The sequence below is a fragment of the Kitasatospora sp. NPDC056446 genome (genome assembly GCF_042796115.1).
Classification (GTDB): domain Bacteria; phylum Actinomycetota; class Actinomycetes; order Streptomycetales; family Streptomycetaceae; genus Kitasatospora.
On sequence record NZ_JBHTRF010000006.1, the window covers coordinates 1 to 22,840 of the forward strand.

A 22,840-nucleotide genomic window follows, 5' to 3' on the forward strand; every position below is an offset into this window, starting at 1 on the left:
GTGTGCGGACCACCGTCGCCCCCGCCGCTTTTCCATGTCCGACGAGGCGTCGGGCATGTCGAGTGGAGCAGGCCCGGCGGGCCTCCGTACACCCAGAAAACTGCACCGTCCGTCCGGCAGTGGACAACCCCCCTGAGCGGCAGAGAGCTTCGTTACCGGGGACCCTCCGGATCCGTAGCGTCCTCGGCATGACGCTACTGACGAAGTCCCCGCCGAGCGCCGGTAGTCGGCGCGGCCTGCTGGTGTACCTGGTCCTCGCCTACGCCGGGATGTGGGCGGCCATGGCGCCGCTACTCGCCGCCGGGTACCAGCGGGCCGACGCCCGGGAGGAGGTCGGAGACCTCGAGCAACTGTGCATCGCTGCCGCGATGTTCGCACCGGCGCTGGCCGCGCTCTTCGTGGTCCGCTTCATCGAGCGCGGCCGTGCGGGACGGCGCGGGGGGCCTGGTGAGGGCCGTCGTGAGGGCGGCCGGGTGCGTGACGCGCTCGCGCTGCACTGGCCCCGCCCCCGGTCGCGCGCGGTCCGGGCCTGCCTGCTGCCGATCGGGGTGCTCGGCGGGCTGACGGCCGGGGTACTGGCGCTCGGCACCCTGGCCGGCAGCTACCCGTTCGCCGGGTTCGGGGCGCTGCACGCGGGGGCGGTCGGGTCCTGGGCGGTCCAGGGCGTGATCGGGATGCTCCTGTCGCTGCCGCTGTTCTTCGGCGAGGAACTCGGCTGGCAGGGCTTCCTCTTCCCCCGGCTGGTCCGGCTCGGCGGCAGGGAGGGCGGTGGCGATGGCGGTACGGAGGGCGGTGACGAGGGCGGTGCCGTTGGCGGTGCGGAGGTCGGCACGGCGGCCCTGGTCCGGGCGTACCTGCTCACCGGAACGGCCTTCGCGCTCTGGCACCTGCCGCCGCTGCTGATGGGCGGCCAGTACCCGGGACGGCCCTGGTACGTGGCGGTGCCCGCGTTCGTGGTGAGCTGCGTGCTCGTCCTGCCGGTGTTCACCTGGCTGCGACTCCGGTCGGGGTCGGTGGTTCCGGCCGTACTGGCGCACACCTTCGCGAGCAGCATGAGCGTGTCGATGGTCAAGGAGTTCGCCGAGCCGGATGCCGCGCTCGACCCGCTCACCATGGGGCTCGGCGGCTGGCCGGGCTGGGTCGTCCTCGGCTCGTTCGTGGCCTTCCTCGCGTTCACCGGTCGCTTGCGGCCGTCCCGGTACGGCCGGGGCTGATGGATGACGGCTCACGGCTGACAGGTGACAACCGGCAGATGACAGATAACAGCTGACAGATGTTGAAATCTGTCAGCTGTCATCTGTCATTCGTCACCTGTTACCCGTTGCCCGGCGCCACCAGGTCCTTGCGGATCGCGTCCAGGACCAGGCCTGCGCCGGTGTACCCGATGCCGAGCATCCACAGGTTGTCGTCCACCCGGAACACCCGTCCGTTGCGGACGGCGTCCAGGCCCTTCCACAGCGCACCCTCGGTGATCTTCCCCTGGTCGGACTTGGCCGCGTCCCCGTACACCGAGTAGAAGATGACATCGGCCGCCGCCTGGTCCACCTGTTCCGCACTGATCTCCATCGAGAAGCCCGGCTTGTCCTGGTTGGCGGGCCGGCCGAGCCCGAGGTCCTTGAACAGTGAGCCGACGAAGGTGTCGTTGAGGTACAGCCTGGTCGGCGCGCCCGCGAGGAAGCGGGCCATCTCGACCCGGGTGGCCGCGGCCTTGGCCGGTCCGCCGAGCGCGGTGACCAGGTCCCGCAGTTTCGTCCGGTACGCCGTGTCTGCCGTCTCGGCCTCGGCCTGACGGCCCAGCGCCTCGGCGTGCAGCCGGACGTTCTCCTTCCAGGTCGGCCCGGTGGTCTTGGAGAGCACGGTCGGGGCGATCTTGGACAGTTCGTCGTACCGCTTGTCGTCACGGACCTGGTTGCTCAGGATGAGGTCCGGCCGCAGCGCCGCGATCGCCTCCAGGTTGGGCTGGCCGATCGTGCCGACGGCCTTGGTCGCGGCCAGCCGCTCGGCGGGCAGATAGGCCGGGAAGGGGGCGCCCGCGCTGACGGTGGTGGCGCCGACCGGGCTGAGACCGAGGGTGACGACCGAGTCCAGGGCGTCGGTGTCCAGTACCACCACCCGGCCGGCTCGGGCGGGCACGGTGGTGTCGCCGCGTGCGTGCCGGACCGTCCGGGTGCCGCCGCCGGTGCCGCTGCTCCCGCCGGTGCCGCCGTTCCCTCCGCTGCCGTCGCCGCCGGGCGGACCGGCCTTCGGCGCGGGGGTGTCGGACCCGCAGGCGGCCAGCGCCAGGCCCGGGGCGAGCCCGGTGGCGAGGCCGAGCACGGCGCGGCGGCTGAGCGGTCCAGGCATCGGCGGCACCTCCAACGTACGGGCGGGGCGCGGGAATCCCTGCCCGCGCAGCCGCCCGGTTACGCCTCGGAGCCGTTCTCCCGTCGCTGGCGCAGCAGTTCGTCGTACTCGGCCTGCACCCGGCGGTCCATGGCGAGGGTGAACTGGGCGTCGGCGACGGTCCTGGCCAGCGGTCGCACCCGCAGGATGCGCTCGGTGAGCCGGGCCGCCTCCCCGGGCGGCAGCGGGGTGTCGGTGGCCAGTGCGCTGAGCAGGTGGTCGCTGACCACCTCGATGAAGATCTCGGCGATGGCGTCCACGTGGTCCCGGGTGCGCCGGCTGGCGTCCAGCACCGCGGCGAGCGGCACGCCCTCCGCCACCAGCTCGGTGGTGGCGTCCATCAGCCGGCGGCTGACGTGGGTGATCCCGTCGTCCTCGACGGTGATGTAGCCCTGGGCGATCGATTCGGCGGTGTTCTCCTCGGTGAGCTGGTCGCCGAAGGCCGTCTTCAGTTCCTCCCAGTCCAGGCGCACCGGGGTCTCGTCGGACCAGGGCGCGACGATCGCGGCCTCCAGCCCGATCAGCTCCGCGACGTCGCGTCCGCTCTCGCCGGCGCCGATCAGTTCGGTGATGCCGCCCAGGGTGTGGCCGCGTTCCAGCAGCTCGCCGATCATCCGCAGCCGGGCCAGGTGCTCCTCGCCGTACCAGGCGATCCGGCCCTCCTTGCGGGGCGGTTGGAGCAGTTTGCGCTCGCGGTAGAAGCGCAGGGTGCGGGTGGTGATGCCGGCCGCTTCGGCCAGTTCCTCCACCCGGTACTCGCGTTTTCTGTCGCCCGCAGCAGCTCTGACCTTGTCCACGGCGATCAGCATAGGTCCGTCGGCTCGGAAGGTTCCCGGAACCGGAGCCGTCGTGCTTCTTCCATCCGGTGTCGGCACGGGCTACCCTGCCAATCATGCCAGTGATTACTGGCGCGATTGGCAGGGTTGTTCCGGGGCCGGCTCCCCGGAGAGCGTGACGATTACCGCCCCACCCTCAGGAGGAGGCCGCATGGCACCCAGCAGCAAGCGCCCCCGCTCCGGCGCGTCCGACGCATCCGGCGCGTCCGACGTGCCCGGCGCGTCCGACGTGCCCGGCGCTCTCGACGCGACCGATGCGTCCGACACGACCGGCGTCGCGGGTGCGTCCGGCGGCGCCGAAGCGCCGTCCGCGACCGGCGCCCGCGTGGCGGACCCGGCCGTCCCGCACGTCCGGGTGGCGGTGATCGGGTCCGGCTTCGGCGGCCTCGGCGCCGCGGTCCGGCTGCGCCGTGCCGGGATCACCGACTTCGTGGTCCTGGAGCGCGCGGACTCCGTCGGCGGCACCTGGCGCGACAACAGCTACCCCGGCTGCGCCTGCGACGTGCCCTCGCACCTCTACTCCTTCTCCTTCGCGCCCAACCCCGAGTGGCCGCGCAGCTTCTCGGGCCAGCCGGACATCCGCGCCTACCTGGAGAAGGTCGCCGACGTCTTCGGCCTCCGCCCCCACCTGCGCTTCAACACCGAAGTGCTGGAGGCGCGTTGGGAGAGTGAAGGGACCCGCTGGCGGATCACCACGTCGGCCGGCCAGTGGACCGCCGACGCCATCGTCTCCGCCGCCGGACCGCTCGCCGACCCGCAGATCCCGGACCTGCCCGGACTGGGAAGCTTCCCCGGCAAGGTGTTCCACTCCTCCCGCTGGGACCACGACTTCGACCTGGCGGGCAAGCGCGTGGCGATGGTCGGCACCGGCGCCTCCGCCGCCCAGATCATCCCGTCGATCCAGCCCGAGGTCGGCAAGCTGACGGTCTTCCAACGCACTCCGGCCTGGGTCCTTCCGCGCCGGGACCGCGAGATCAGCCAGCTGGAGAAGTGGCTGCACGGACGCCTGCCGGTCACCGCGAAGATCCGGCGCGGCACCCTGTTCGCCCTCCGCGAGCTCCAGGTGGACGCCTTCGTCCGCCGGCCCGGCCTTCTGCGCCTGGTCCAGCAGCTCGCCGAACGCCACCTCGCGCAGGGCGTCCAGGACCCGGCGCTGCGCGCCAAGCTCACCCCGGACTACCGGATCGGCTGCAAGCGCATCCTGCTCAGCAACACCTACTACCCGGCGCTCGCCGCGGCCAACACCGAGGTCGTCGCCTCCGGCCTGCGCGAACTGCGCGGCTCCACGCTGGTGGCGGCCGACGGCAGCGAGCACGAGGTGGACGCCATCGTCTTCGGCACCGGCTTCCACGTCACCGACATGCCCATCGGCTCCCGGGTGTTCGGCGCCGACGGCACGAGCCTGGCCGAGGAGTGGAAGGGCGGCATGGAGGCGCTGCGCGGTTCGACCGTGCGCGGCTTCCCGAACCTCTTCTTCGTCATCGGTCCCAACACCGGGCTCGGCAACAGCTCGATGATCCTGATGATCGAGTCCCAACTGAACTACATGATCGACGCGTTGACCACGCTCGACTCGGTCGGTGCCACCGCGATGCAGCCGACCGTCCGGGCCCAGCGGCAGTGGAACCTCGAACTCCAGCACCGGATGGACCGCACCGTCTGGACCACCGGCGGCTGCCGCAGCTGGTACCTCGACCCGAGCGGCCGGAACACCGTGCTCTGGCCCGGCTCCACCACCTCGTTCCGCCGTGCCACCCGCAAGGTGGACCTCGGCGAGTACGAGCTGATCATGCGTGCCGCGCCCGCCCCCGTCCGCGCCGTCCAGGCGGCCACCGCGTGAGCGGGCCGAGCGGGAGCAGTGGCCGAAGCACCCGAAGCACCCGAAGCACCCGAAGCACCGGAAGCGCCCGAAGCGTGCGGACCACCAGGAGGGGCGTGCGGGTGAACACCGCCGCCGAACGGATCGAGGAGGACGCGTGAGCGCGGTACACCTGCCCGAGGAGTACGAACCCCCGGTGGCCGTAGAGGAGTTGAGTGTCCGCTCGGCCGACGGGATCCGGTTGCACGTCGAGGTGCACGGCCAGCCCGGCGCACCCACCGTGGTGCTGGCGCACGGGTGGACCTGCTCGACCGCCTTCTGGGCCCCCGTGATCCGCGAACTCTCGGACCGCTACCGGGTGGTGGCCTACGACCAGCGCGGCCACGGGCACAGCGAGATCCCGCCGAGCCGGGTCCGCTACTCGACCCGGGCGCTCGCCGAGGACCTGTCCGCCGTGCTCGCGCGGACCGTCCCGGCGGGGGAGCGGGCCGTCCTGGCCGGGCACAGCATGGGCGGGATGACCATCATGGCCGCCGGCGGCCGTCCCGAGGTCGCCGAGCGCACGGCCGCCGCCGTGCTGATCTCCACCGGGCCGGGCGAGCTGGTGGCCGAACTCACCGTCCTGCCACCGGCCGTACGCGCGCCGCGGGTGCGTCGCTTCCTGCACCGGCAGCTGCTGCGCTCCCGGATGCCGCTCGGTCCGGTCTCGCCGGTCAGTCGGGTCGCGCTCAAGTACGCCATCATGGGGCCTGGTTCGCCCGCCGGACAGGTCGAGGCGGCGGCCCGGGTCGTGCACGCCTGCCCGACCGCCGTCCGCGCCAACTGGGCCGCGGTGCTCGACCGGCTCGACGTCCACGAGGGGCTCACCCGACTCGCCGCGCCCACGTCGGTGGTGGTCGGCACCGACGACCGGCTGACCCCGCCGGTGCACGCGCACCGGATCGTCGCCGGACTCAAGGACTCCCGGGGCCTGTTGCTGCTGCCCGGAGTCGGACACATGTCGCCGCTGGAGCGCCCGGCGGAGGTCGCCGCCGAGATCCACCGGATGGCCTCCGCGCACCTGGTCGCGCCGGCCGGCGCGGTGGGTGCGGCGGTCGCCGTGGGGGCGGCGGTCGCCGTGGGCTCCGCCGGTTCAGTGGGTTCCGCAGGTTCCGTTGACGAGAGGACCGCCGTCGCATGAACGCCATCCCGCCGTTGTCCGCGCAGGTCGTCGTCGTCACCGGGGCCGCCCGCGGGGTCGGCGCGTCGCTGGCCCGCAAGCTCGCCCGGCGCGGGGCCAAGGTCGCGCTCCTGGGGCTGGAGCCGGAGGAGCTCAAGGCCGTCGCCGCCCAGTGCGGACCGGCGGCGACCAGCTGGGAGGTGGACGTCACCGACCTCGGTGCGCTGGAGGACACCGCACATCGCATCAAGGAGCACTACGGCCGGATCGACACGGTCGTCGCCAACGCCGGGATCGCCATCGGCGGACCGCTGGCGGACAGCGACCACCGGGCGTTCAGCCGGGTCATCGAGGTGAACCTGCTCGGCAGCGTCGCCACCGCGCGGGCGTTCCTGCCGGCGCTCACCGAGAGCCACGGCTACCTGCTGCAGATCGCCTCGCTCGCGGCGCTGACGCCCGCGCCGTTGATGAGCGCGTACTGCGCCAGCAAGTCCGGGGTGGAGGCCTTCGCCCACTCGCTCCGCGCCGAGGTGGCCTACCAGGGTGTCAAGGTGGGTGTCGGGTACCTGAGTTGGACCGACACCGACATGGTGCGCGGTGCCGACGAGGACACCGTGCTGAAGCAGATGCGGACCCGGCTGCCGTGGCCGGCGAACAAGACGTACCCGCTGGAGCCCGCGGTGGACCGGATCGTCGCGGGGATCGCCCGCCGGTCCGCCCACGTGTACGCGCAGGCCTGGCTTCGGGGCATGCAGCCGATGCGCTGGCTGCTGCCGAGCCTGATCGCGGTGGTCGGCTCCAGTGACGTCGCCCGGATCGCCCCTCAGCTCGCGGCCACGGCCGCGAGTCGCCTGGGTGCCGTCGGCGCCGGGGGTGCCGCGGACGCGGCGGCCCGGGGGAGCCGGAGCGGGGCGGACGGCTGACGGTTCCGGTTGTCGGCGGGTGACGGCTGACAGGTAACAGCTGACGGATAACAGATGACAGATGACAGCTGACAGATTTCGAAATCTGTTATCTGATATCTGTCGGTTGTCATCCGTCAGCTGTCAGTCGCGTCCTCCCCGGCCGTCCCCTCCGCGATCCGTGCCAGCGTCCCCAACGCCCGCGCCAGCACGGGCAGCGGAGGCGACGCCAGCCCGACCCGGACGGCCGACGGCGAGCGCCGGGGGTCCACGGCGAACGCCGACGCGGGGGTGACCGAGATCCCGGCCCGCGCCGCCGCCGCGACGAAGGTCTCCGCCCGCCAGGCGCTCGGCAGCTCCCACCAGAGGTAGTACGAGCAGGGGTCGGCCCGCAGCCGCCGCCCCGCCAGCACCTCCCGCGCCAGCAGCTGCCGCGCCGTCGCGTCCGCCCGCTTCGCCGCCTCGACCGCGGCCAGCGTGCCGTCCCCGATCCAGCGCACCGCCGCCTCCAGCGCGAAGCCGCTCGGCGTCCACCCGCCCGACCGCAGCGCGCCCGCCACCCGCTCGCGCAACTCGGCCGGGACGACCGCGAAGCCGCTGGTCAGCCCAGGGGCCAGCCGCTTGGACAGGCTGTCCACGAGGACGGTGCGCTCCGGCGCGAGCGCCGCCAGCGGCGGCAGCTCGGGCCGCAGGAACGACCAGATGGCGTCCTCGACCGCCGGCAGGTCGAGCCGCCGGAGCTCTTCCGCCAGCGCCACCGCGCGCTCGTGCGGCAGGCTCACGCCGAGCGGGTTCTGCAGTCGCGGCTGCACGTACACGGCGCGCAGCGGCGCCGCGCGGTGGGCGGCCGCGACGGCGTCCGGCAGCAGTCCGTGCTCGTCCATCGCCAGCGGTACCAGCCTGATGCCCAGCCGCTCCGCCACCGCCTTGACCACCGGATACGTCAGCTCCTCCACCCCCAGCCGCTGCCCGGGCGGCACCAGTGCGGAGAGCGCCCCGGCGATGGCCTGCCGTCCGTTGCCCGCGAACAGCAGCTCCGCCGCGTCGACGTCCCGGGTGCCGTTCGAGAGCACCTCCGCGAAGGCCCGCCGGGCCGCGCCCGTCCCGGCCGCGCCGATCGGCCGCAGTGCCTCCCCGAGCGCGTCGGCGCGCAGCAGCGGCGCGAGTCCGCCCGCGAGCAGCTCGGCCTGGCCGGGGACGGCGGGGTAGTTGAGCTCCAGGTCCACGGGCGAGGTAGCGGGTTCGGCGAGTGCGACCCGCCCGCCGTCCGTCCCGCGCCCGGCCCGCACGAAGGTCCCGCGTCCGACCTCGCCGACGGTGAGGCCGCGTCGGGCCAGTTCCCGGTAGACGCGTCCCGCCGTCGAGCCGGCGATGCCCCGGCTGCGGGCGAAGGCCCGCTGGGTGGGCAGCTGCCCGCCGGGCCGAAGCCGCCCGTCCGCGATGGCGGCGGCGATCTCGTCGGCGATCAGTCGGTAGTCCTCCACGGCCCGCACTCCTCCTGCCCGAACGTGTCCAGTCCGAGGCCTGGCTTCCGCTGCCCGGCTTCCGACACTCAGCTTCCGACACCCGGCTTCCCACCCGGGTTCCGACGCCCCGCTTCAGGCGCCCGACCGGCATTGCACCGAGCGCAAAGACATCATTGCATCGAGCCGACCGCCCGTCCTAGCCTGCTCCCATGGACACGCTGACAACCACCGTGGACGGTCACGCCATGCTCGGGATCGCCGCCGTGGCGCTGGGCATGGTGCTGTCGCCGGGGCCCAACATGATCTACCTGGTCTCGCGCTCGATCGCACAGGGCCGCCGAGCCGGGCTCATCTCGCTGATCGGGGTCGCGGCGGGCTTCCTGGTCTACCTGGTGGCCGTGACGGCGGGGGTGGCCGCGGTGTTCTCGGTGGTGCCCGCCCTCTACACCGCGATCAAGCTGGCGGGTGCCGGCTATCTGCTCTGGCTGGCCTGGAAGGCGGTCAAGCCGGGTGGCACGGCGGTCTTCGCTCCGCAGGAGCTGTCGCCGGACCCGCCGCGCCGGCTGTTCACGATGGGCTTCCTGACCTGCCTGCTCAACCCCAAGATCGCCATCATGTACATCTCGTTGCTGCCCCAGTTCGTGGCGCCGGAGCGCGGCCACGTCGCGGTGCAGAGCCTGGTGCTCGGCCTGACCCAGATCGTGATCGCGGTGACCGTCAACGGGCTGATCGCGATGAGCGCGGGCGGCATCGCCGCCTTCCTCAACCGGCGTCCGGCCTGGCTGCGCGTCCAGCGCTATGTGATGGGCACCGTCCTCGCCGGTCTGGCCGTGCACATCGCCGCCGACCGGGCCAGGGCCGTGGCGGTCTAGCCGTGCCGGAGGGGTCCGTGCGGTCAGCGGATTCCGGAGTCGGGGTGTACGGCATCCCATTCCCGGCGGGCTTGCGCGATGGCATCGCGGTGTTCGGACGACCAGTCCGCGAGGGCCTTCACCAGGTGGGTGAGGCTGTGGCCCGTCGTCGTGAGCTCGTACTCGACCTGCGGCGGCACCGTCGGGTGCACGGTCCGGACGACCAGGCCGTCACGTTCCAGCCGACGCACGGTGAGCGTCAGCATCCGCTGCGAGATGCCGGGGACGGCGCGCTGCAGTTGGCGGAACCGGCGGACGCCCTGGGCCAGTTCGACGACGACCAGGACCGACCACTTGTCCCCGATCCGGTCGAGTACCTCGCGGATCCCGCAGTCCTCGTGCTCGTCACCGCAGCTGACGACGGGCTCGGTGGTTACGGCTGTGTGCCCCACTGACACGGAAGTGCCTCCTTACGCTCGCCGGCGCAAAACCCGCAGGATGATCCCGGTTACCGAAGAGAACCTACCGGAACGGGAAACCCCTGATGATCCTGGTTACCGGCGCCACCGGCGCCCTGGGCACGTTGATCTCCGAGCGGCTGGCGGACCGCGTGGACACCGTCCTCGGCACGCGGGACCCTCGCCGGCTCACCTCCCCGCTGCCGGTCCGCCGCATCGATTTCGACGACCCCGGCACGCTCGGCGAGGGCTTCGACGGCGTGGACGTGCTGCTGCTGGTCTCCGCGGGTTACGGCGAGGACGACACCGTCATCGCCCGGCACGGTGCGGCCATCGACGCCGCGGAAGCGGCCGGGGTGGGGCACGTCGTGTACACGAGCCTGACCGCCGACGGCGACCACCTCCCCTACGCCCTGCCGCACCGTTGGACCGAGCGCAGGCTCCGGGAGAGCGCCATGGCCTGGACGGTCCTGCGCAACGGCCTGTACGCGGAACTGCTGGGCGCGGTCGCGGCGCCGTCGGCCGACGGGCGGATCACCGCCCCGCTGGGCGAGGGCCGGCTCGCCGCCGTCGCCCGGGCGGACCTGGCCGACGCCGCGGCACGCGTGACGGTGGAGGCGTCCGCTCACGCGGGCCGCAGCTACGAACTCGTGGGCGAGCAGGCCATCGGCGGCGCCGACCTGGCCCGCGCGCACGGCGGGCACGTCACCTACGAGCCGGAGGCGCTCGCCCAGGCCCGTGCGCGCATCGCCGCGTCCGGTGCCGAGCCGTTCCAGGTGCCGATGCTGGTGGGCACCTACTCCGCCATCGCCGCCGGGTTCATGGCCCGCACCGGCGGTGACCTGCGTCAACTGCTGGGCCGCGCACCCCGGTCCCCGCTCGCGGCAGCCCTCGCGTAGCGCGGTACGCCCAAGAGAGGGGCTAGAGAGGGGCTAGAGGGTGCGGCCGGCGGTCCGGAGCAGGTCGTACCCGGCCTGTACGAATCGTCCGTCCAGGGTCGGTCCGGTGTTGGCCAGGGTGGCGACCGCGACGGCCGCCTCCGGGGCGAACCCGACGAAGGCGGTGAATCCTCGGGTCCCTCCGGTGTGGAAGTACAGGTCGCGTCCGCCCGAGTGGCGGCGGTTCCACGCCAGGCACAGTTCGTCGGAGGAGTGCGGCAGCCGCAGCCGGGCCCGTCGGACGTCGCCCAGGGCTTCCTTCAACGAGCCGCCCCCGCCGCCGGGTTGCGGCCCGTCGAGGTGTGCGCGGAGGAAGCGCAGCAGGTCGGCTCCGCTCGACCGGACCGCGCCCGCCCCGGGCAGTCCGGGGATGCTCCACGGGGGCAGTGCCCGGCGGTGCCGGTATCCGACCGCCCGGCCCGGCGCGTCCGGGTAGCAGTCCGTGGCGGCGAGGCCCAGGGGTCGGCAGACGCGTTCGGCGAGCAGCTGTCCGTACGGCAGTCCGCCGGTCTCGGCGAGCACCCGGCCGAGCAGTCCGACTCCGTAGTTGGAGTACCGGTACCGGCTGCCGGGCCTGCACCGTACGGTGGTTCGGCCGAGCGCGGTGCGCAACTGCTCCTCGCCGAACGCCGCGTACGGGTTGGCGGCCCAGTCCGGGAGGGCCACCGCGAGGAGCCCGGGCGGCAGCCGGGGCAGGCCCGAGGTGTGGGTGGCCAGGTGGAGCAGCCGGACCGGTTCGGGTGAACGCGCCTTCAGCGGCGGCCAGTCGGCCGGCAGGCGGCTCTCCAGCGTGTTGTCGAGGGCGAGTTCACCGTTTGCGGCCAGCTCGGCGAGCAGCAGTGCGGTGAACGTCTTGCTGACCGAGCCGAGTTCGAAGACGGTGTCCGGCGTGCACGGGGCCGACCGCCCGTGCCCGAGGCGTCCGTAGGACCGGACCTGCTCCCGTTCCTCGCACGCCACGGCCACCGTGACGGCGGTCGCGTACGGTTCGGCCGCCCGGACTGTCGCCCGGACGGCCGTGTCGAGCTCGTTCACCCGCTCACCCGCTCACCCGTTCGCCGCACCGCTCGCGGTGCCGTTCGCCGCACCGCTCGCGGTGCCGTTCGCCGCACCGCTCGCGGTGCCGTTCGCCGCACCGCTCGCGGTGCCGCTCGCCGCACCGTTCGGAGCGCCGCTCGCCGTACCGGTCGGAGCACCGTTCGCCGGAGCGGTGCCGCCGAGCGCCCGGGAGAGGGTGACCGTGGCGGCCACGACCGCCACCACGGCGGTGTGCTCGTGCGCCCGGATCGCCGACTCCTCGTCCTCCTCGATCGGTTCGGCGTCCCGGGGGACCAGGCCGTCGGCCCGCTGCACCGAGGCCAGGGCCTCCCAGCCCGAGCTGCCGAGGGTGGGATCACCGATGCACGCGTCGACGATCAGCAGTTCGCCGACGAGGTCCCACTGGCCGATCTCCATCCAGATGTCGAGCCAGACCGGCAGCCACGCGTGCAGGTAGTCGCGCATCGGTTCGGGCAGGTCCCCGGGCCGGGCGCCCCAGTCGGTGAGGTGGAAGACGGTGTGGGTGACCTGGTAGGCGATCGACCAGGCGATGGTCCAGGGCTCGGGGAGCGCGCCGAGCCAGGTGCGGGCGGCGAGTTCGGCCCAGTCCGGCCGGTGGCTGAGCCCGATGACCCGGCGGGCGTTCGCCACGGCGAGCTGTCGGCTGCCCTGGATCTCGACGGCGTGCACGGCCCGTAGGCGGCTGAGTGATTCGAGCAGTTCCTCCAGCGCGGCGTGCCGGTAGCCGACCCGGGCGAAGTGCGCGTAGGTCTCCAGCGGGTCGGTCACCGTGACGTGGCGCAGCTGGCGTTCGTACAGCATGTCGCCCTGGCGCAGCTGGTCCCAGGCGCCTTCGAGCATGTCGCGCGCGGCGCGGGCGTCCTGCGGTCCGGCGACGCCGTCGCGCAGCACCAGGGCGGAGGCCATCGCGGCCTCGCAGAGCGGCTTGTAGACGTCGTTCGGTTCGGCGAGGTCGATGATGGTGTTGTCCGAGAGCCGTCCCCAGCCGTTCCGGTAACAGGTGTGCAGCCAGGACAGCGCGCGGGTGCCGAGCTGTTGGGCGGTGGCGAGCACCTGGGTGTCGGTCATGACGGGGTGCCTTCCGACAGGCGCTGGGCGATCGCGAGGTCTAGCCGGGTGCGGACGGCGCCGATGCCGACCAGCCGGATCCGGTCCAGGACGGGTTCGACCTCCAGGTACGGCGGCCGGTCCTCGGCGTCGGCCCACGCGAGCCAGCGGGTGAGGCGGACGGCGGTGGTGAAGTCCCGCCGGAGCATCGAGCGGACGGTGCCGCGGGAGAGGGCCAGGAGGTTCGCGCGGGCGGCGTCGTGGACGGGGCCGTCCAGCCCGGGCAGGGCGAGCGCGGACAGCTGCGCCATCCGGACCGACCAGGCCTGCCAGCCCGGTTCCGCCGAGCCGGGCGGCGGCGCGGGCAGGGGCGGGGGTGGCGGTGCGGCGTCCGCGTACGGCGTACGGGCGAGGACCTGTCCGGCGGCCCAGTCCTGCCACGCGATCACCAGCGCGGCCTCGGGGGCGGCCGGCGCCGGTGCGGGGAAGACCCGCCGGGCCTCGGCGAGCAGTGCGGCGGTGGGCCCGTCGGGCTCGGCTCCGGTGAGCAGCTGCGGGGCGAAGAGGTCCGCGCCGAGCGCGCGGACCGCGGCCAGCAGCGGACGGGGTACGGCGGTGTCCGGGTCCGCGAGTGCGGCCGCACCCCCGGCGCCCCGGAGGGCGTCGAGGGTCCGGCCGGCCACCCGCTCGACCGCCGCGGCGTACTCGTCACGGAGAGGGGTCTCGGCGAATGGCATGGTGGTGAGGTCCTCCTTCAGGAGGTCGGGCGTGGGCGCGGGGCCCCGTGGGCACGGGGCCCTGCGGACGGGTACTGGCTACCGGATCGGCTTCTCCTTGGGACCCTTCGGGGACAGCAGGAGCAGGCCCAGCAGCAGCAGGCCGCCGGCGGCCTCGGGCAGGTACGTGGGCGCGTCGGACACGACGGCCTCGTCCTCCACCATCAAGCCGGCGAGTGTTTCGGCCTCGGTGAGCGTCGCACTGCGTGACGCCGAGGCGGTTTCGGTCCGGAACTGAGTAAGCATCAGATGTGCTCCCTCGCCTGGATTTCATCGCCCGGTCGGGCGATGCCCCTGTCCGACATTACGAGCACGATCCGATACCTGCATCCGCAACCCTCTGAGCTGCGACGTTGCACTGGGTGTGGGCTCGACTCCGGCGAGTCGGTACGGTCTGGGGCATGACCACAGCCTTGATCACCGGCGCGACCGCCGGCATCGGAGCCGCCTTCGCCCGCCGGCTCGCCCGCAGCGGCTACCGGCTCGTCCTGGTGGCCCGCGACACCGAGCGCCTGGAGCGCGCCGCCGCGGACCTGCGCGGCACGTACGACATCGAGACGGAGGTGCTGACCGCCGACCTCGCGACCGACGAGGGCATCGGCGCGGTCGAGGCCCGCCTCGCGGACCCGGAGAACCCGGTGGACCTCCTGGTCAACAACGCCGGGTTCGGGAACAAGGGTGCCTTCGGGACGGTCCCGCTCCAGGACGAGATGGACATGCTGAAGGTGCACATCGAGGCGATCCTGCGGCTGACCACGGCCGCGCTGCCCGGCATGCGCGAACGCCGCCGGGGCGCGATCGTCAACGTCGCCTCGGTGGCCGCCTTCCTGCCGCGCGGCACGTACGGGGCGAGCAAGGCCTGGGTGGTGAGCTTCACTCAGGGTGTGATGCGCGACCTCGGGGGGACGGGCGTGCGGATGATGGCGCTGTGCCCGGGCTTCACCCGGACCGAGTTCCACGAGCGGGCGGGCATGGGCACCGGCAACATCCCGGCCTGGTCCTGGCTGTCGGCCGAGCGGGTGGTGGGCGAGGCGATGCGCGACCTGGCCCGCGGCCGGTCGTTGTCCGTGCCGAGCAAGCGGTACAAGGCGGCGGTGGCGATCGCCCGGGTGCTGCCGGTCGGCGGGCTCGGCGGCCTGTCCTCCAAGGCGGCGCGTACGTACCGGACCGACTGACGGCCGGGGCGCGGCGCGGCTCTGCTCGGTGCCGCGCAGCGCGGCACGGCACGGCACGGCACGGCGTGGCGCGGGCCGGGCGGGGTCGGGAATAGAGCTGATCTCACTATTAGCTTGTCTAACTATGAGCTATCCTCTCCATATCGACCGCCCGTCCCCCGCCGCGCTCCCGCGCATCCGCGCACCGCGCCGCACCCGACCCGAGGAGGACCGCCCTTGAGGCACTCCGCCATCGACTGGACCCCGCCCGAACCCGCCGAGGGCGAGCCCCGCCCGCCGTCCCAGTGGCGGCGCATCCTGGCACTCTTCCGCCCCTACTCCGGGCGCCTCACCACCGTCGGGCTGCTGGTCGCCGCGTCCGCCGTGGTCTCGGTGGTCTCGCCGTTCCTGCTGAAGGCCGTCCTGGACACCGCCATCCCGCAGGGCCGTACCGGGCTGCTCAGCCTGCTCGTGCTCGGGATGATCCTCACCGCCGTGGTGAACAGCGTCTTCAACGTCCTCCAGACGCTGATCTCCACCACCGTCGGACAGCGCGTGATGCACGACCTGCGCACCGCCGTCTACGGCCACCTGCAGCGGCAGTCGCTCGCCTTCTTCACCCGCACCCGCACCGGCGAGGTGCAGTCCCGGATCGCCAACGACATCGGCGGCATGCAGTCCACGGTGACCTCCACGGCCACCAGCCTGGTCTCCAACCTCACCGCGGTGGTCGCCTCCGTGGTCGCCATGGCGGCCCTCGACTGGCGGCTCACCGTCGTCTCCATCGTCCTGCTCCCGCTGTTCGTCTGGATCAGCCGCCGGGTCGGGCAGGAGCGCAAGAAGATCACCACCGAGCGGCAGAAGCAGCTGGCCGCGATGAGCTCGGCCGTCCAGGAGTCGCTCTCGGTCAGCGGAATCCTGCTCGGCCGCACGATGGGCCGCTCCGACTCGCTCGCCCACGAGTTCACCGACCAGTCCGACCGGCTCGCCGACCTGGAGGTCCGGGCCAGCATGGCCGGGCGCTGGCGGATGAACACCATCCAGATCGTGATGGCCGCGATGCCCGCGCTGATCTACTGGGCGGCCGGGCTGACCTCCGCCGCCGGTGCGCCGATCGTCTCGGTCGGCACGCTGGTCGCCTTCGTCACCCTCCAACTGGGCCTCTTCCGCCCCACCGTGAGCCTGCTGTCCACCGGCGTGGACGTACAGACCTCGCTCGCCCTCTTCCAGCGCATCTTCGAGTACCTCGACCTGCCGGTGGAGATCGCCGAGCCGGCCGACCCGGTCGACCTCGCCGACATTCGCGGCGAGGTCCGCTTCGAGGCCGTCGACTTCCGCTACGACCCCGCGCAGGAGCGGCCGACCCTCTCCGGCGTCGGGCTCGAGGTCCCCGCCGGGAGCTCACTGGCCGTGGTCGGCGAGACCGGCTCGGGCAAGACCACCCTCAGCTACCTCGTCCCCCGGCTGTACGACGTCACCGGAGGCCGGGTCACCCTGGACGGCGTGGACGTCCGCGACCTCTCCTTCGACACCCTGGCCCGCGCGGTCGGCGTGGTCTCCCAGGAGACCTACCTCTTCCACGCCTCCGTCGCCGAGAACCTGCGCTTCGCCAAACCCGGCGCCACCGACGAGGAACTGGTCGCCGCCGCCCGCGCCGCACAGGTCCACGACACCATCGCCGCCCTGCCCGACGGCTACGACACCCTGGTCGGCGAACGCGGCTACCGCTTCTCCGGCGGCGAGAAGCAGCGCCTCGCGCTCGCCCGGACGATCCTGCGCAACCCGCCGGTGCTCATCCTCGACGAGGCCACCAGCGCGCTGGACAACCGCACCGAGCGCGCCGTCCAGCAGGCCGTGGACACCCTGGCCGCCGGCCGGACCACCATCACCATCGCGCACCGGCTCTCCACCGTCCGCGCCGCCGACCAGATCGCCGTCCTGGACCGCGGCGAGGTGGTCGAACTCGGCACCCACGAGGAGCTGGTGGAGCTCGACGGCCGGTACGCGGCCCTGCTGCGCAGGGAGGCGCCGGAGCCGGCCGCCGTCCTGTCCGACGCCGCCCTCGGGCACGCCTGAACCCGTCGGCGGTGTGGTCGCCGACGGGTCCGGGGGAGGAGCGTTCGGGGGCGCCGAGGGGCGGCCGCTGCCGGAACGGTCAGGCCGCCTTCGGCACCTCGTTGTAGGTCTGCGCGACCTCCTGGCCGGAGAGCCGCTGGATCGCCGCCATCACCTCGTCGGTCACCTGCCGGCGGGCCTTCAGTGAGCGGGCCTGCCCGTGCAGCTCGTCGAAGTGCAGCGGCTCGCCGAAGCGGACCGTCACCTTCTTGACCCGCGGCAGCCGCTTGCCGACCGGCAGGATCTGCTCCGGCCCCTCCAGCGCCACCGGTACCACCGGGACGCCCGCGGTCAGCGCGAGCCAGGCGACACCGGTCTTGCCCCGGTAGAGCCGGCCGTCCAGCGAACGGGTGCCCTCCGGGTAGATGCCGAAGGCCTTGCCGGACTCCAGGATCTCCAGCGCCGACTCCAACGAGGCCTGAGCCGAACGGTAGGTGCCGCGCTCGACGGGCACCGCGCCGATCGCCTCGAAGAAGTCCTTGGAGAGCCGGCCCTTGAGCCCGGTGCCGGTGAAGTACTCGGCCTTGGCGAGGAAGTGGACCCGGCGCGGGGCGGTCAGCGGGATCACCACGCTGTCGATGAACGACAGGTGGTTGCTGGCCAGGATCACCCCGCCCTTGCGCGGTACGTTCTCGATCCCCTCGATGTCCGGCCGCCAGATTCCCCGCGAAACCGGTTTCAGCACCAGCTTGGTGACGAGGTCGAGCACGATTCCCTCCCTGGACGAACGACCGCCCGGGAGGTGCCCGGGCCTGCAATCAGATCCGCAGACTACGACACCCACCCCCGCGCGCGTCCACTCCCGCCGACCGTGGCGAACACCACGGACGGGTAGGGTACGGCCGTCCGAACCGAGCACGACCCCGCAGTACCCAGGAGGGCACGATGGAGACCACCGAGGCGATCAAGGCCTTTTTCGACCGCTTCGACCAGGACGGCGACGGCAAGATCACCGCGGCCGAGTACGCGGTCGCCGCGAACGAGATGGGCGACCACGACGTCACCATCTCGATGGCCGAGGCGCTCATCAACAGCATGGACACCAACCACGACGGTGTCCTGACCTTCGAGGAGTTCCTGGCCGCCCGCCGCCGCTGAACCCGTGCCGACGGGGCCGGTCACCGTACCGGCGGCCACCGGCCCCGTCCGCAGTCCGGCTTCCCGCCCGCACTCCGGCCTCCCGCCTACAGGTCGGCCTCCCGTCCGCAGGCCGGCCTCCCGCCTACAGGCCGGCCTCTTGTGCGGAGGCCTACTCCGCCACCGGGAACACCCGGCGCACCACCCGCTCCGCCGCCCCGCCGTCGTCCCAGACGCAGAACTTCGCCCGGAACCGCGCCCGCGCCGCCGGTGCCCGGTCGCCCGCCAGCAGCGCCCACGCCAGCTCCGACGCGGTCTCCGCGACCGCCCCCGGCGGCTCGGCGAACAGGTCGAAGTAGACGCCGCGCTCGCGCTGGTACTCCTCCCAGTCCGGTGCGAAGACCACCACCGGCCGGTCCAGCACGGCGTAGTCGAACATCATCGACGAGTAGTCCGTCACCAGCACGTCCGCCGCGAGGTAGAGGTCCTCGACGGTCGGGTGGGCCGAGACGTCGACGATCTCCGCCGCCTCCCCGGCGGCCGTCAGGTCGCCAGGCCCCCCGGTGTGGAAGTAGTGCGTGCGCACCAGCAGCGTGAAGTCCGGGCCCAGTTGCCGGGCCAGCTCCGCCAGGTCCAGCAGCGGCACGTAGCCGCCCTTGCCGCCGCGGTGGGTCGGGGCGTACAGCACGGCCCGGGTGCCCGGCCGCAGGCCGAACCGCTCGCGCATCGCGCGCACCTCGTCCTCGGTGGCGTCGGCCAGCCGGTCGTTGCGCGGGTACCCGGTGTCCAGCATCTCGTAGCGGCCGGGGAAGGCGCGGGCGAAGTGCTCGCTGGTGTGCGGGTTGGAGGAGACCAGGAAGTCCCAGCGGTCGATGGCCTCCTGGAGCTGGTCGAAGTCCATCCCCTCCGCCGCCGACGGGTGGTCGCGCAGGTCCATGCCCATCGCCTTGAGCGGGGTGCCGTGCTGGGTCTGGACGTGCACCGAGCCCGGCCGCTTGACCATCGTGCGCGGGAAGTTGACGTTGTTGACGAAGTACTTGGCGGTCGCCATCACCTTGAGGTAGGCGGGGGTGTTGACGATCACGTACGGCACGCCGGTCGGCAGCGTCGCGGCCTGCCGCCGGTTCTCCACCACCCACACGCCCCGCACCTGCGGCGCGAGTTCCTTCGCCTTCTCGTAGATCGCCGCCGGACTGCACGCGTAACCCCGGTGCCAGTACGCGGCGTAGACGGCCAGGTGCTCGTCCAGCGGCAGCCGGCGGAAGGCGTTGTACGCGGTGAACCGGGCGCCGCTGCGCACCCCCTTCTTCACCGCGGGTGCCACCGCCCTCGCCCCGCGCTTGAGTTCGCGCGGCAGCCGGCCCGTGCGGCGCAGCTCGGCGTACGCGATCCGGGCGCCGCGCGCGGCCAGCCGGTACTGCACGCCGCGGACCCCGCCGGGGAAGCGGTAGCCGGCCGGGCGGTGCCGGGCGAAGTGCCGGGTGATCCGCTGGAAGAAGTCCCGGCGCAGGTCGGCGGGGACCAGCCCGGGGGTGTCGTAGACGTTGAGCGCCTGGCGGACGGTGCGGTCGAACACCAGGGTGCGCAGCGAGTCCGGGACGGGCCGGCCGGGACGGTCCGGGCGGTCCAGGAAGGCGAAGATCGCGTCGTACTGGGCGAAGACGTCGCCGTGCTTGGGGGAGGCGGTCGCGGTGATCGCGCCGTCCCGGCCGCGCCGGTAGTTGTAGCAGGGGCGGTCGAGGTAGCGCAGCCGCCCGGCCGCCAGCAGCGCGGGGTAGGTGACCGAGATGTCCTCGTAGTAGCCGCGGCCGAAGGAGACACCGAGACCGTCCAGGAACTCCCGGCGGAACACCTTGTTCCACACCGACATCACGGTCTGGAACAGCGCCGGGTGATCGGCCAGCGTGCTGCCCTCGACCAGCGGCGAGCCGGTCAGCACATGGCGCCAGGGGTTGGACTCCGTCCCGCCGTCCGGGTAGACGTGGGTGAAGTCGGTGATCAGCACGTCGGCGGGGGCCTCGCGGCGGCGCTCCTGCGCCAGCTCGTCGAGGATCACGCTCACGGTCCGCTCGGGCACCCAGTCGTCGCTGTCCACGAACCAGACGTACTCGCCGCGCGCCTCGGGCAGGGCGGCGGTGCGGGCACCGCCGAGGCCCTGGTTCTCGGTGAGGTGCAGCACCCGCAGCCGGGGGTCGCGGGCCGCGTAGGCGTCCAGGATCGCGCCGGAGCCGTCGGGGGAGAGGTCGTCGACCGCGATCACCTCGAAACGGGACTCCAGGGCGGGGGTGTCGCCGAGGATCGAGTCGAGGCAGCGCGGCAGATACCGCTCCACGCCGTGGACCGGGAGCACGATGCTGAGGAGGAGGGACACGCTGGCCGAGTCTACCGATCCACCGGGCGCGACCTGCGTGGACGTCCGCCGCGGAGCCGGGCGGGGGCGGGGCGGGGCGCGTACGGGGCTGGGGCAGGGCTTGTGTGGGGCTTGGGAAGGGCTGGGGTGGGGCCTGGGCGAGGCCCGGGTGGGGACCCGCCGGAGAACCCGGAACCGCCGGTGCCGGGCCCCTCGCGGGGCGGCACCGGCAGTCAGGTGGCGGCCCGGCCGACCCTCGACGGCCGACCGCCTGTCCGGGTACCGCGCGAGCCTGGCCACCGCAGCGTCGAGGCGGCCGGGCAGTGGCTCGCGGGAGCCGGAGTTCTTCATCACTCGAACACGCGCCTGGGTGCGATGCGGGCACGGGCGCGTGCATCAGATATTGCTTGGAGCTTCGGCGGGAGTCAATCCCTCGAATGTGTTCACTTCATGAAGTCGGTCGGCGTCGGACGGTGAGGCCCGGGGTCGAGTCCCCGATCGGGCCCCGGTCGCTTCGGCGGGTGCGCCGGTGATCGCTTTGTCGATCTGGCGGCTGTCCCCTATATGGGGAGCCCATGGGACGCCCTTGGGCTCCCCGTGGAATGCGCTCGGGCGGGGGTGCTCGCGGGGCCCGTGCGGGGGTGTGCGTGGGGTGGGTGTGGGGGTGTGCGTGGGGTTGCGCCGGGCGCGTGCCGTACGCGCGGGCGCCGGGGTCGCACCTCTTGGCCCTGATGACGGATAGCCGGTCGTGCACCATCATTGATGCCTAGTCGTGACCGGCCGGGTGGCCCCTGGTGCATCGTCAGTTGACGCCGCACGATACGGTGGCACAACACCAAGGACGGTTGCGCGAAGGCCGTCTGTCACGGATAGTCTTCGCCTCACGGCCCTGGCGCCTCGTAGGGGTGGGAAAACTGATGGAACACATGCAAGTGCGGACTCGGCCCCGTGTGCCGGCGATCCAGTGCGGTGTCGGCACGACCGGCCGCCGGATCGAACGACACCTGGCCGTGCTCGGCGCGCCCGCACTCCCGGCGGTGGACACCGCCGAGGCGCTCGGGCTGATAAGGGAGCTGACGCCGCGCGGCGCCGGGGCCCCGACGACCCGTCGTCGCCACACCAGGATCTCGCTGCTGACGCCGCTGCGTCGGCTGCGGCGAAGCCTCTTCGGCGGGCGCGGCTAGGAGCTTCGGCCCCAGTCGTCGTCCCGATCGGGATCAGACCCGGTGGACCGTCCGGTCCGCCGGGTCCTTGGCGTGCCCTGGGGAGGGTGGTGCCCGGCGTCGCGCGGCGAGGCGTGATGTGCGGGGCGGGGTGGGGTGGGGCGTGCCGGGGCTTCGCCGAGGGCCCGCTGTGGTCTGAACCTTTCACCCTACGCGAGTTTGCCCCTCGGGCAGGCCCACTCGGCGAGGGAGTACTCCCGGTCCCCTGACCTGGGACAGGATGGCGCCATGGCGGACAACAACCACTCCAACCCGACCGGTCTGTTCCAGACCACCACCTTCGAGATCACCACGGGCAGCCGCGAAGTCGCGCTCGACATCACCGACCGCTGTGCCGCGTTCCTCGACGAGCGGGCCGCCGGGCGCGACGGACTGCTCAACGTCTTCGTCCCGCACGCCACCGCCGGGATCGCCGTCCTGGAGACCGGCTCCGGCAGCGACGACGACTTCCTCGCCACCCTGCGCGAACTGCTCCCGGCCGACGACCGCTGGCGCCACCGGCACGGCAGCCCCGGCCACGGCCGGGACCACGTGGTGCCCGGGCTGGTCGCCCCGCACGCCACCCTTCCGGTGCTCGGCGGCCAACTGGCGCTCGGAGTCTGGCAGTCCGTGGTGCTGGTCGACACCAACGGGGACAATCCGCGCCGAACCGTCCGGCTGTCCTTCCTGGGCTGACCCCTGCCCGGAGGTGCTCCTGGTGTCGATGCCACGGGCAGTCGTCGGCGGGGCGGTGGTGGGGCGTGGCGGTGGCGGCGAACTGGGTTCAGCGGACAGCTTTCAGACGACAGATTTCAGCGAACGTTTTCTGAAATCTGTTCGCTGTCGTCTGTCGTCTGTCGTCTGTCGTCTGTCCGCTGAACGTTGAACGCTGTCCGCCCCCTGCGGTCGTCGGTCCCGCTCGGCGCCGGGCCCGACCGGGCGGCCCGTCTTGCGGCGGGGCGGAACGGCGGAGTAGGAAGGCGGCATGAGCGACAGTATGACGAACGAGGACCCGGCGGTCTGCGAACTCCGCCCGGACGGCGACGCGGAGGCCGCGCTGCGGCACGACCCGGCGAACACCGCGCCCCGCGCCGACTGTGTGCTGTGCGGCGAGCCGACCGAACTGCCCGCCGACCGACCGGGCAGCACACTCTGCCCGGTGTGCGCCTGGCAGCAGGCACAGCGCATCGCCTGCTCGGGCTGACGCCGGCCCCCGGCGCTGACCCTGGTCCCAGGCCCCCGGCCGCGC

Annotated in this window: 22 protein-coding genes; 12 read left to right on the top strand and 10 right to left on the bottom strand. The window is 73.0% G+C overall.

The genetic code is table 11. The features are described from left to right. The first annotated feature begins 188 nt into the window (after positions 1–188). On the top strand, positions 189–1,214 hold the full coding sequence (locus tag ACFQ6N_RS05755) for a CPBP family intramembrane glutamic endopeptidase (protein WP_380647136.1): 1,026 nt from the start codon (positions 189–191) through the stop codon (positions 1,212–1,214). A gap of 100 nt (positions 1,215–1,314) precedes the next feature. On the opposite strand, the gene ACFQ6N_RS05760 is transcribed toward ACFQ6N_RS05755, so the two are convergent. Then, positions 1,315–2,343 carry an ABC transporter substrate-binding protein gene (locus ACFQ6N_RS05760; protein ID WP_380647138.1) on the bottom strand — a complete coding sequence of 343 codons (1,029 nt, stop codon included), beginning with the start codon at positions 2,341–2,343 and terminating at the stop codon, positions 1,315–1,317. A gap of 59 nt (positions 2,344–2,402) precedes the next feature. After that, positions 2,403–3,191 (bottom strand): MerR family transcriptional regulator, encoded by a 789-nt coding sequence (locus ACFQ6N_RS05765; RefSeq protein WP_380647140.1) that lies wholly within the window; start codon positions 3,189–3,191, stop codon positions 2,403–2,405. 178 nt (positions 3,192–3,369) lie between these two features. Here ACFQ6N_RS05765 and ACFQ6N_RS05770 point away from each other — a divergent pair, with 178 nt between their 5' ends. From ACFQ6N_RS05770 to ACFQ6N_RS05780, 3 genes are all read left to right on the top strand, one after another. Further along, positions 3,370–5,058 carry a flavin-containing monooxygenase gene (locus tag ACFQ6N_RS05770; RefSeq protein ID WP_380647141.1) on the top strand — a complete coding sequence of 563 codons (1,689 nt, stop codon included), beginning with the start codon at positions 3,370–3,372 and terminating at the stop codon, positions 5,056–5,058. Positions 5,059–5,194: 136 nt separating this feature from the next. Beyond that, positions 5,195–6,217, top strand: coding sequence for an alpha/beta fold hydrolase (locus tag ACFQ6N_RS05775; RefSeq protein ID WP_380647142.1), 1,023 nt, complete (start codon positions 5,195–5,197; stop codon positions 6,215–6,217). Next, on the top strand, positions 6,214–7,119 hold the full coding sequence (locus ACFQ6N_RS05780) for an SDR family oxidoreductase (protein WP_380647144.1): 906 nt from the start codon (positions 6,214–6,216) through the stop codon (positions 7,117–7,119). The genes ACFQ6N_RS05775 and ACFQ6N_RS05780 overlap by 4 nt, the downstream gene beginning before the upstream one ends. Before the next feature lie 116 nt (positions 7,120–7,235). Here the strand turns inward: ACFQ6N_RS05780 and ACFQ6N_RS05785 are convergent, their stop codons facing one another. Next, positions 7,236–8,582 (bottom strand): PLP-dependent aminotransferase family protein, encoded by a 1,347-nt coding sequence (locus ACFQ6N_RS05785; protein ID WP_380647146.1) that lies wholly within the window; start codon positions 8,580–8,582, stop codon positions 7,236–7,238. Between the two features lie 191 nt (positions 8,583–8,773). On the opposite strand from ACFQ6N_RS05785, the gene ACFQ6N_RS05790 reads away from it, so the two are divergent. After that, positions 8,774–9,436: a LysE family translocator gene (locus tag ACFQ6N_RS05790; RefSeq protein WP_380647147.1), complete on the top strand. Its 663-nt coding sequence runs from the start codon at positions 8,774–8,776 to the stop codon at positions 9,434–9,436. A 23-nt stretch (positions 9,437–9,459) separates the two neighbouring features. On the opposite strand, the gene ACFQ6N_RS05795 is transcribed toward ACFQ6N_RS05790, so the two are convergent. Beyond that, positions 9,460–9,873 (bottom strand): winged helix-turn-helix transcriptional regulator, encoded by a 414-nt coding sequence (locus ACFQ6N_RS05795; RefSeq protein WP_380647148.1) that lies wholly within the window; start codon positions 9,871–9,873, stop codon positions 9,460–9,462. A gap of 86 nt (positions 9,874–9,959) precedes the next feature. On the opposite strand from ACFQ6N_RS05795, the gene ACFQ6N_RS05800 reads away from it, so the two are divergent. Beyond that, entirely contained in the window at positions 9,960–10,772 is an 813-nt protein-coding gene (locus ACFQ6N_RS05800; RefSeq protein WP_380647149.1) for an NAD(P)H-binding protein, read from the top strand. A 33-nt stretch (positions 10,773–10,805) separates the two neighbouring features. Here ACFQ6N_RS05800 and ACFQ6N_RS05805 read toward each other — a convergent pair whose 3' ends face one another. The 4 genes from ACFQ6N_RS05805 to ACFQ6N_RS05820 form a co-directional block, all read right to left on the bottom strand. Then, positions 10,806–11,846 (bottom strand): serine hydrolase domain-containing protein, encoded by a 1,041-nt coding sequence (locus ACFQ6N_RS05805; RefSeq protein WP_380647150.1) that lies wholly within the window; start codon positions 11,844–11,846, stop codon positions 10,806–10,808. A gap of 12 nt (positions 11,847–11,858) precedes the next feature. Beyond that, positions 11,859–12,938, bottom strand: a complete 1,080-nt coding sequence (locus tag ACFQ6N_RS05810) for a DUF6895 family protein (protein WP_380647151.1) — start codon at positions 12,936–12,938, stop codon at positions 11,859–11,861. Continuing rightward, positions 12,935–13,654, bottom strand: a complete 720-nt coding sequence (locus ACFQ6N_RS05815; RefSeq protein ID WP_380647153.1) for a hypothetical protein — start codon at positions 13,652–13,654, stop codon at positions 12,935–12,937. The genes ACFQ6N_RS05810 and ACFQ6N_RS05815 overlap by 4 nt, the downstream gene beginning before the upstream one ends. A gap of 78 nt (positions 13,655–13,732) precedes the next feature. Beyond that, positions 13,733–13,939: a hypothetical protein gene (locus ACFQ6N_RS05820; protein WP_380647154.1), complete on the bottom strand. Its 207-nt coding sequence runs from the start codon at positions 13,937–13,939 to the stop codon at positions 13,733–13,735. 155 nt (positions 13,940–14,094) lie between these two features. On the opposite strand from ACFQ6N_RS05820, the gene ACFQ6N_RS05825 reads away from it, so the two are divergent. Together ACFQ6N_RS05825 and ACFQ6N_RS05830 are read left to right on the top strand one after the other, a co-directional pair. Beyond that, positions 14,095–14,868: an SDR family NAD(P)-dependent oxidoreductase gene (locus ACFQ6N_RS05825; protein WP_380647156.1), complete on the top strand. Its 774-nt coding sequence runs from the start codon at positions 14,095–14,097 to the stop codon at positions 14,866–14,868. A gap of 216 nt (positions 14,869–15,084) precedes the next feature. After that, complete coding sequence (locus tag ACFQ6N_RS05830) at positions 15,085–16,923, top strand: ABC transporter ATP-binding protein (protein WP_380647157.1); 1,839 nt, start codon at positions 15,085–15,087, stop codon at positions 16,921–16,923. A gap of 79 nt (positions 16,924–17,002) precedes the next feature. On the opposite strand, the gene ACFQ6N_RS05835 is transcribed toward ACFQ6N_RS05830, so the two are convergent. Beyond that, positions 17,003–17,671 carry a lysophospholipid acyltransferase family protein gene (locus ACFQ6N_RS05835; RefSeq protein WP_380647160.1) on the bottom strand — a complete coding sequence of 223 codons (669 nt, stop codon included), beginning with the start codon at positions 17,669–17,671 and terminating at the stop codon, positions 17,003–17,005. 176 nt (positions 17,672–17,847) lie between these two features. Between ACFQ6N_RS05835 and ACFQ6N_RS05840 the strand changes: the two genes are divergently transcribed. Beyond that, on the top strand, positions 17,848–18,060 hold the full coding sequence (locus ACFQ6N_RS05840; RefSeq protein WP_380647161.1) for an EF-hand domain-containing protein: 213 nt from the start codon (positions 17,848–17,850) through the stop codon (positions 18,058–18,060). A 151-nt stretch (positions 18,061–18,211) separates the two neighbouring features. On the opposite strand, the gene ACFQ6N_RS05845 is transcribed toward ACFQ6N_RS05840, so the two are convergent. Then, positions 18,212–20,410, bottom strand: a complete 2,199-nt coding sequence (locus ACFQ6N_RS05845) for a CDP-glycerol glycerophosphotransferase family protein (protein WP_380647162.1) — start codon at positions 20,408–20,410, stop codon at positions 18,212–18,214. 896 nt (positions 20,411–21,306) lie between these two features. On the opposite strand from ACFQ6N_RS05845, the gene ACFQ6N_RS05850 reads away from it, so the two are divergent. The 3 genes from ACFQ6N_RS05850 (at position 21,307) to ACFQ6N_RS05860 (ending at position 22,795) form a co-directional block, all read left to right on the top strand. Continuing rightward, positions 21,307–21,573: a hypothetical protein gene (locus ACFQ6N_RS05850; RefSeq protein ID WP_360250363.1), complete on the top strand. Its 267-nt coding sequence runs from the start codon at positions 21,307–21,309 to the stop codon at positions 21,571–21,573. Between the two features lie 267 nt (positions 21,574–21,840). Next, on the top strand, positions 21,841–22,287 hold the full coding sequence (locus tag ACFQ6N_RS05855) for a YjbQ family protein (protein WP_380647164.1): 447 nt from the start codon (positions 21,841–21,843) through the stop codon (positions 22,285–22,287). Between the two features lie 289 nt (positions 22,288–22,576). Beyond that, positions 22,577–22,795, top strand: coding sequence for a hypothetical protein (locus ACFQ6N_RS05860; RefSeq protein ID WP_380647165.1), 219 nt, complete (start codon positions 22,577–22,579; stop codon positions 22,793–22,795). Positions 22,796–22,840 lie beyond the last annotated feature (45 nt).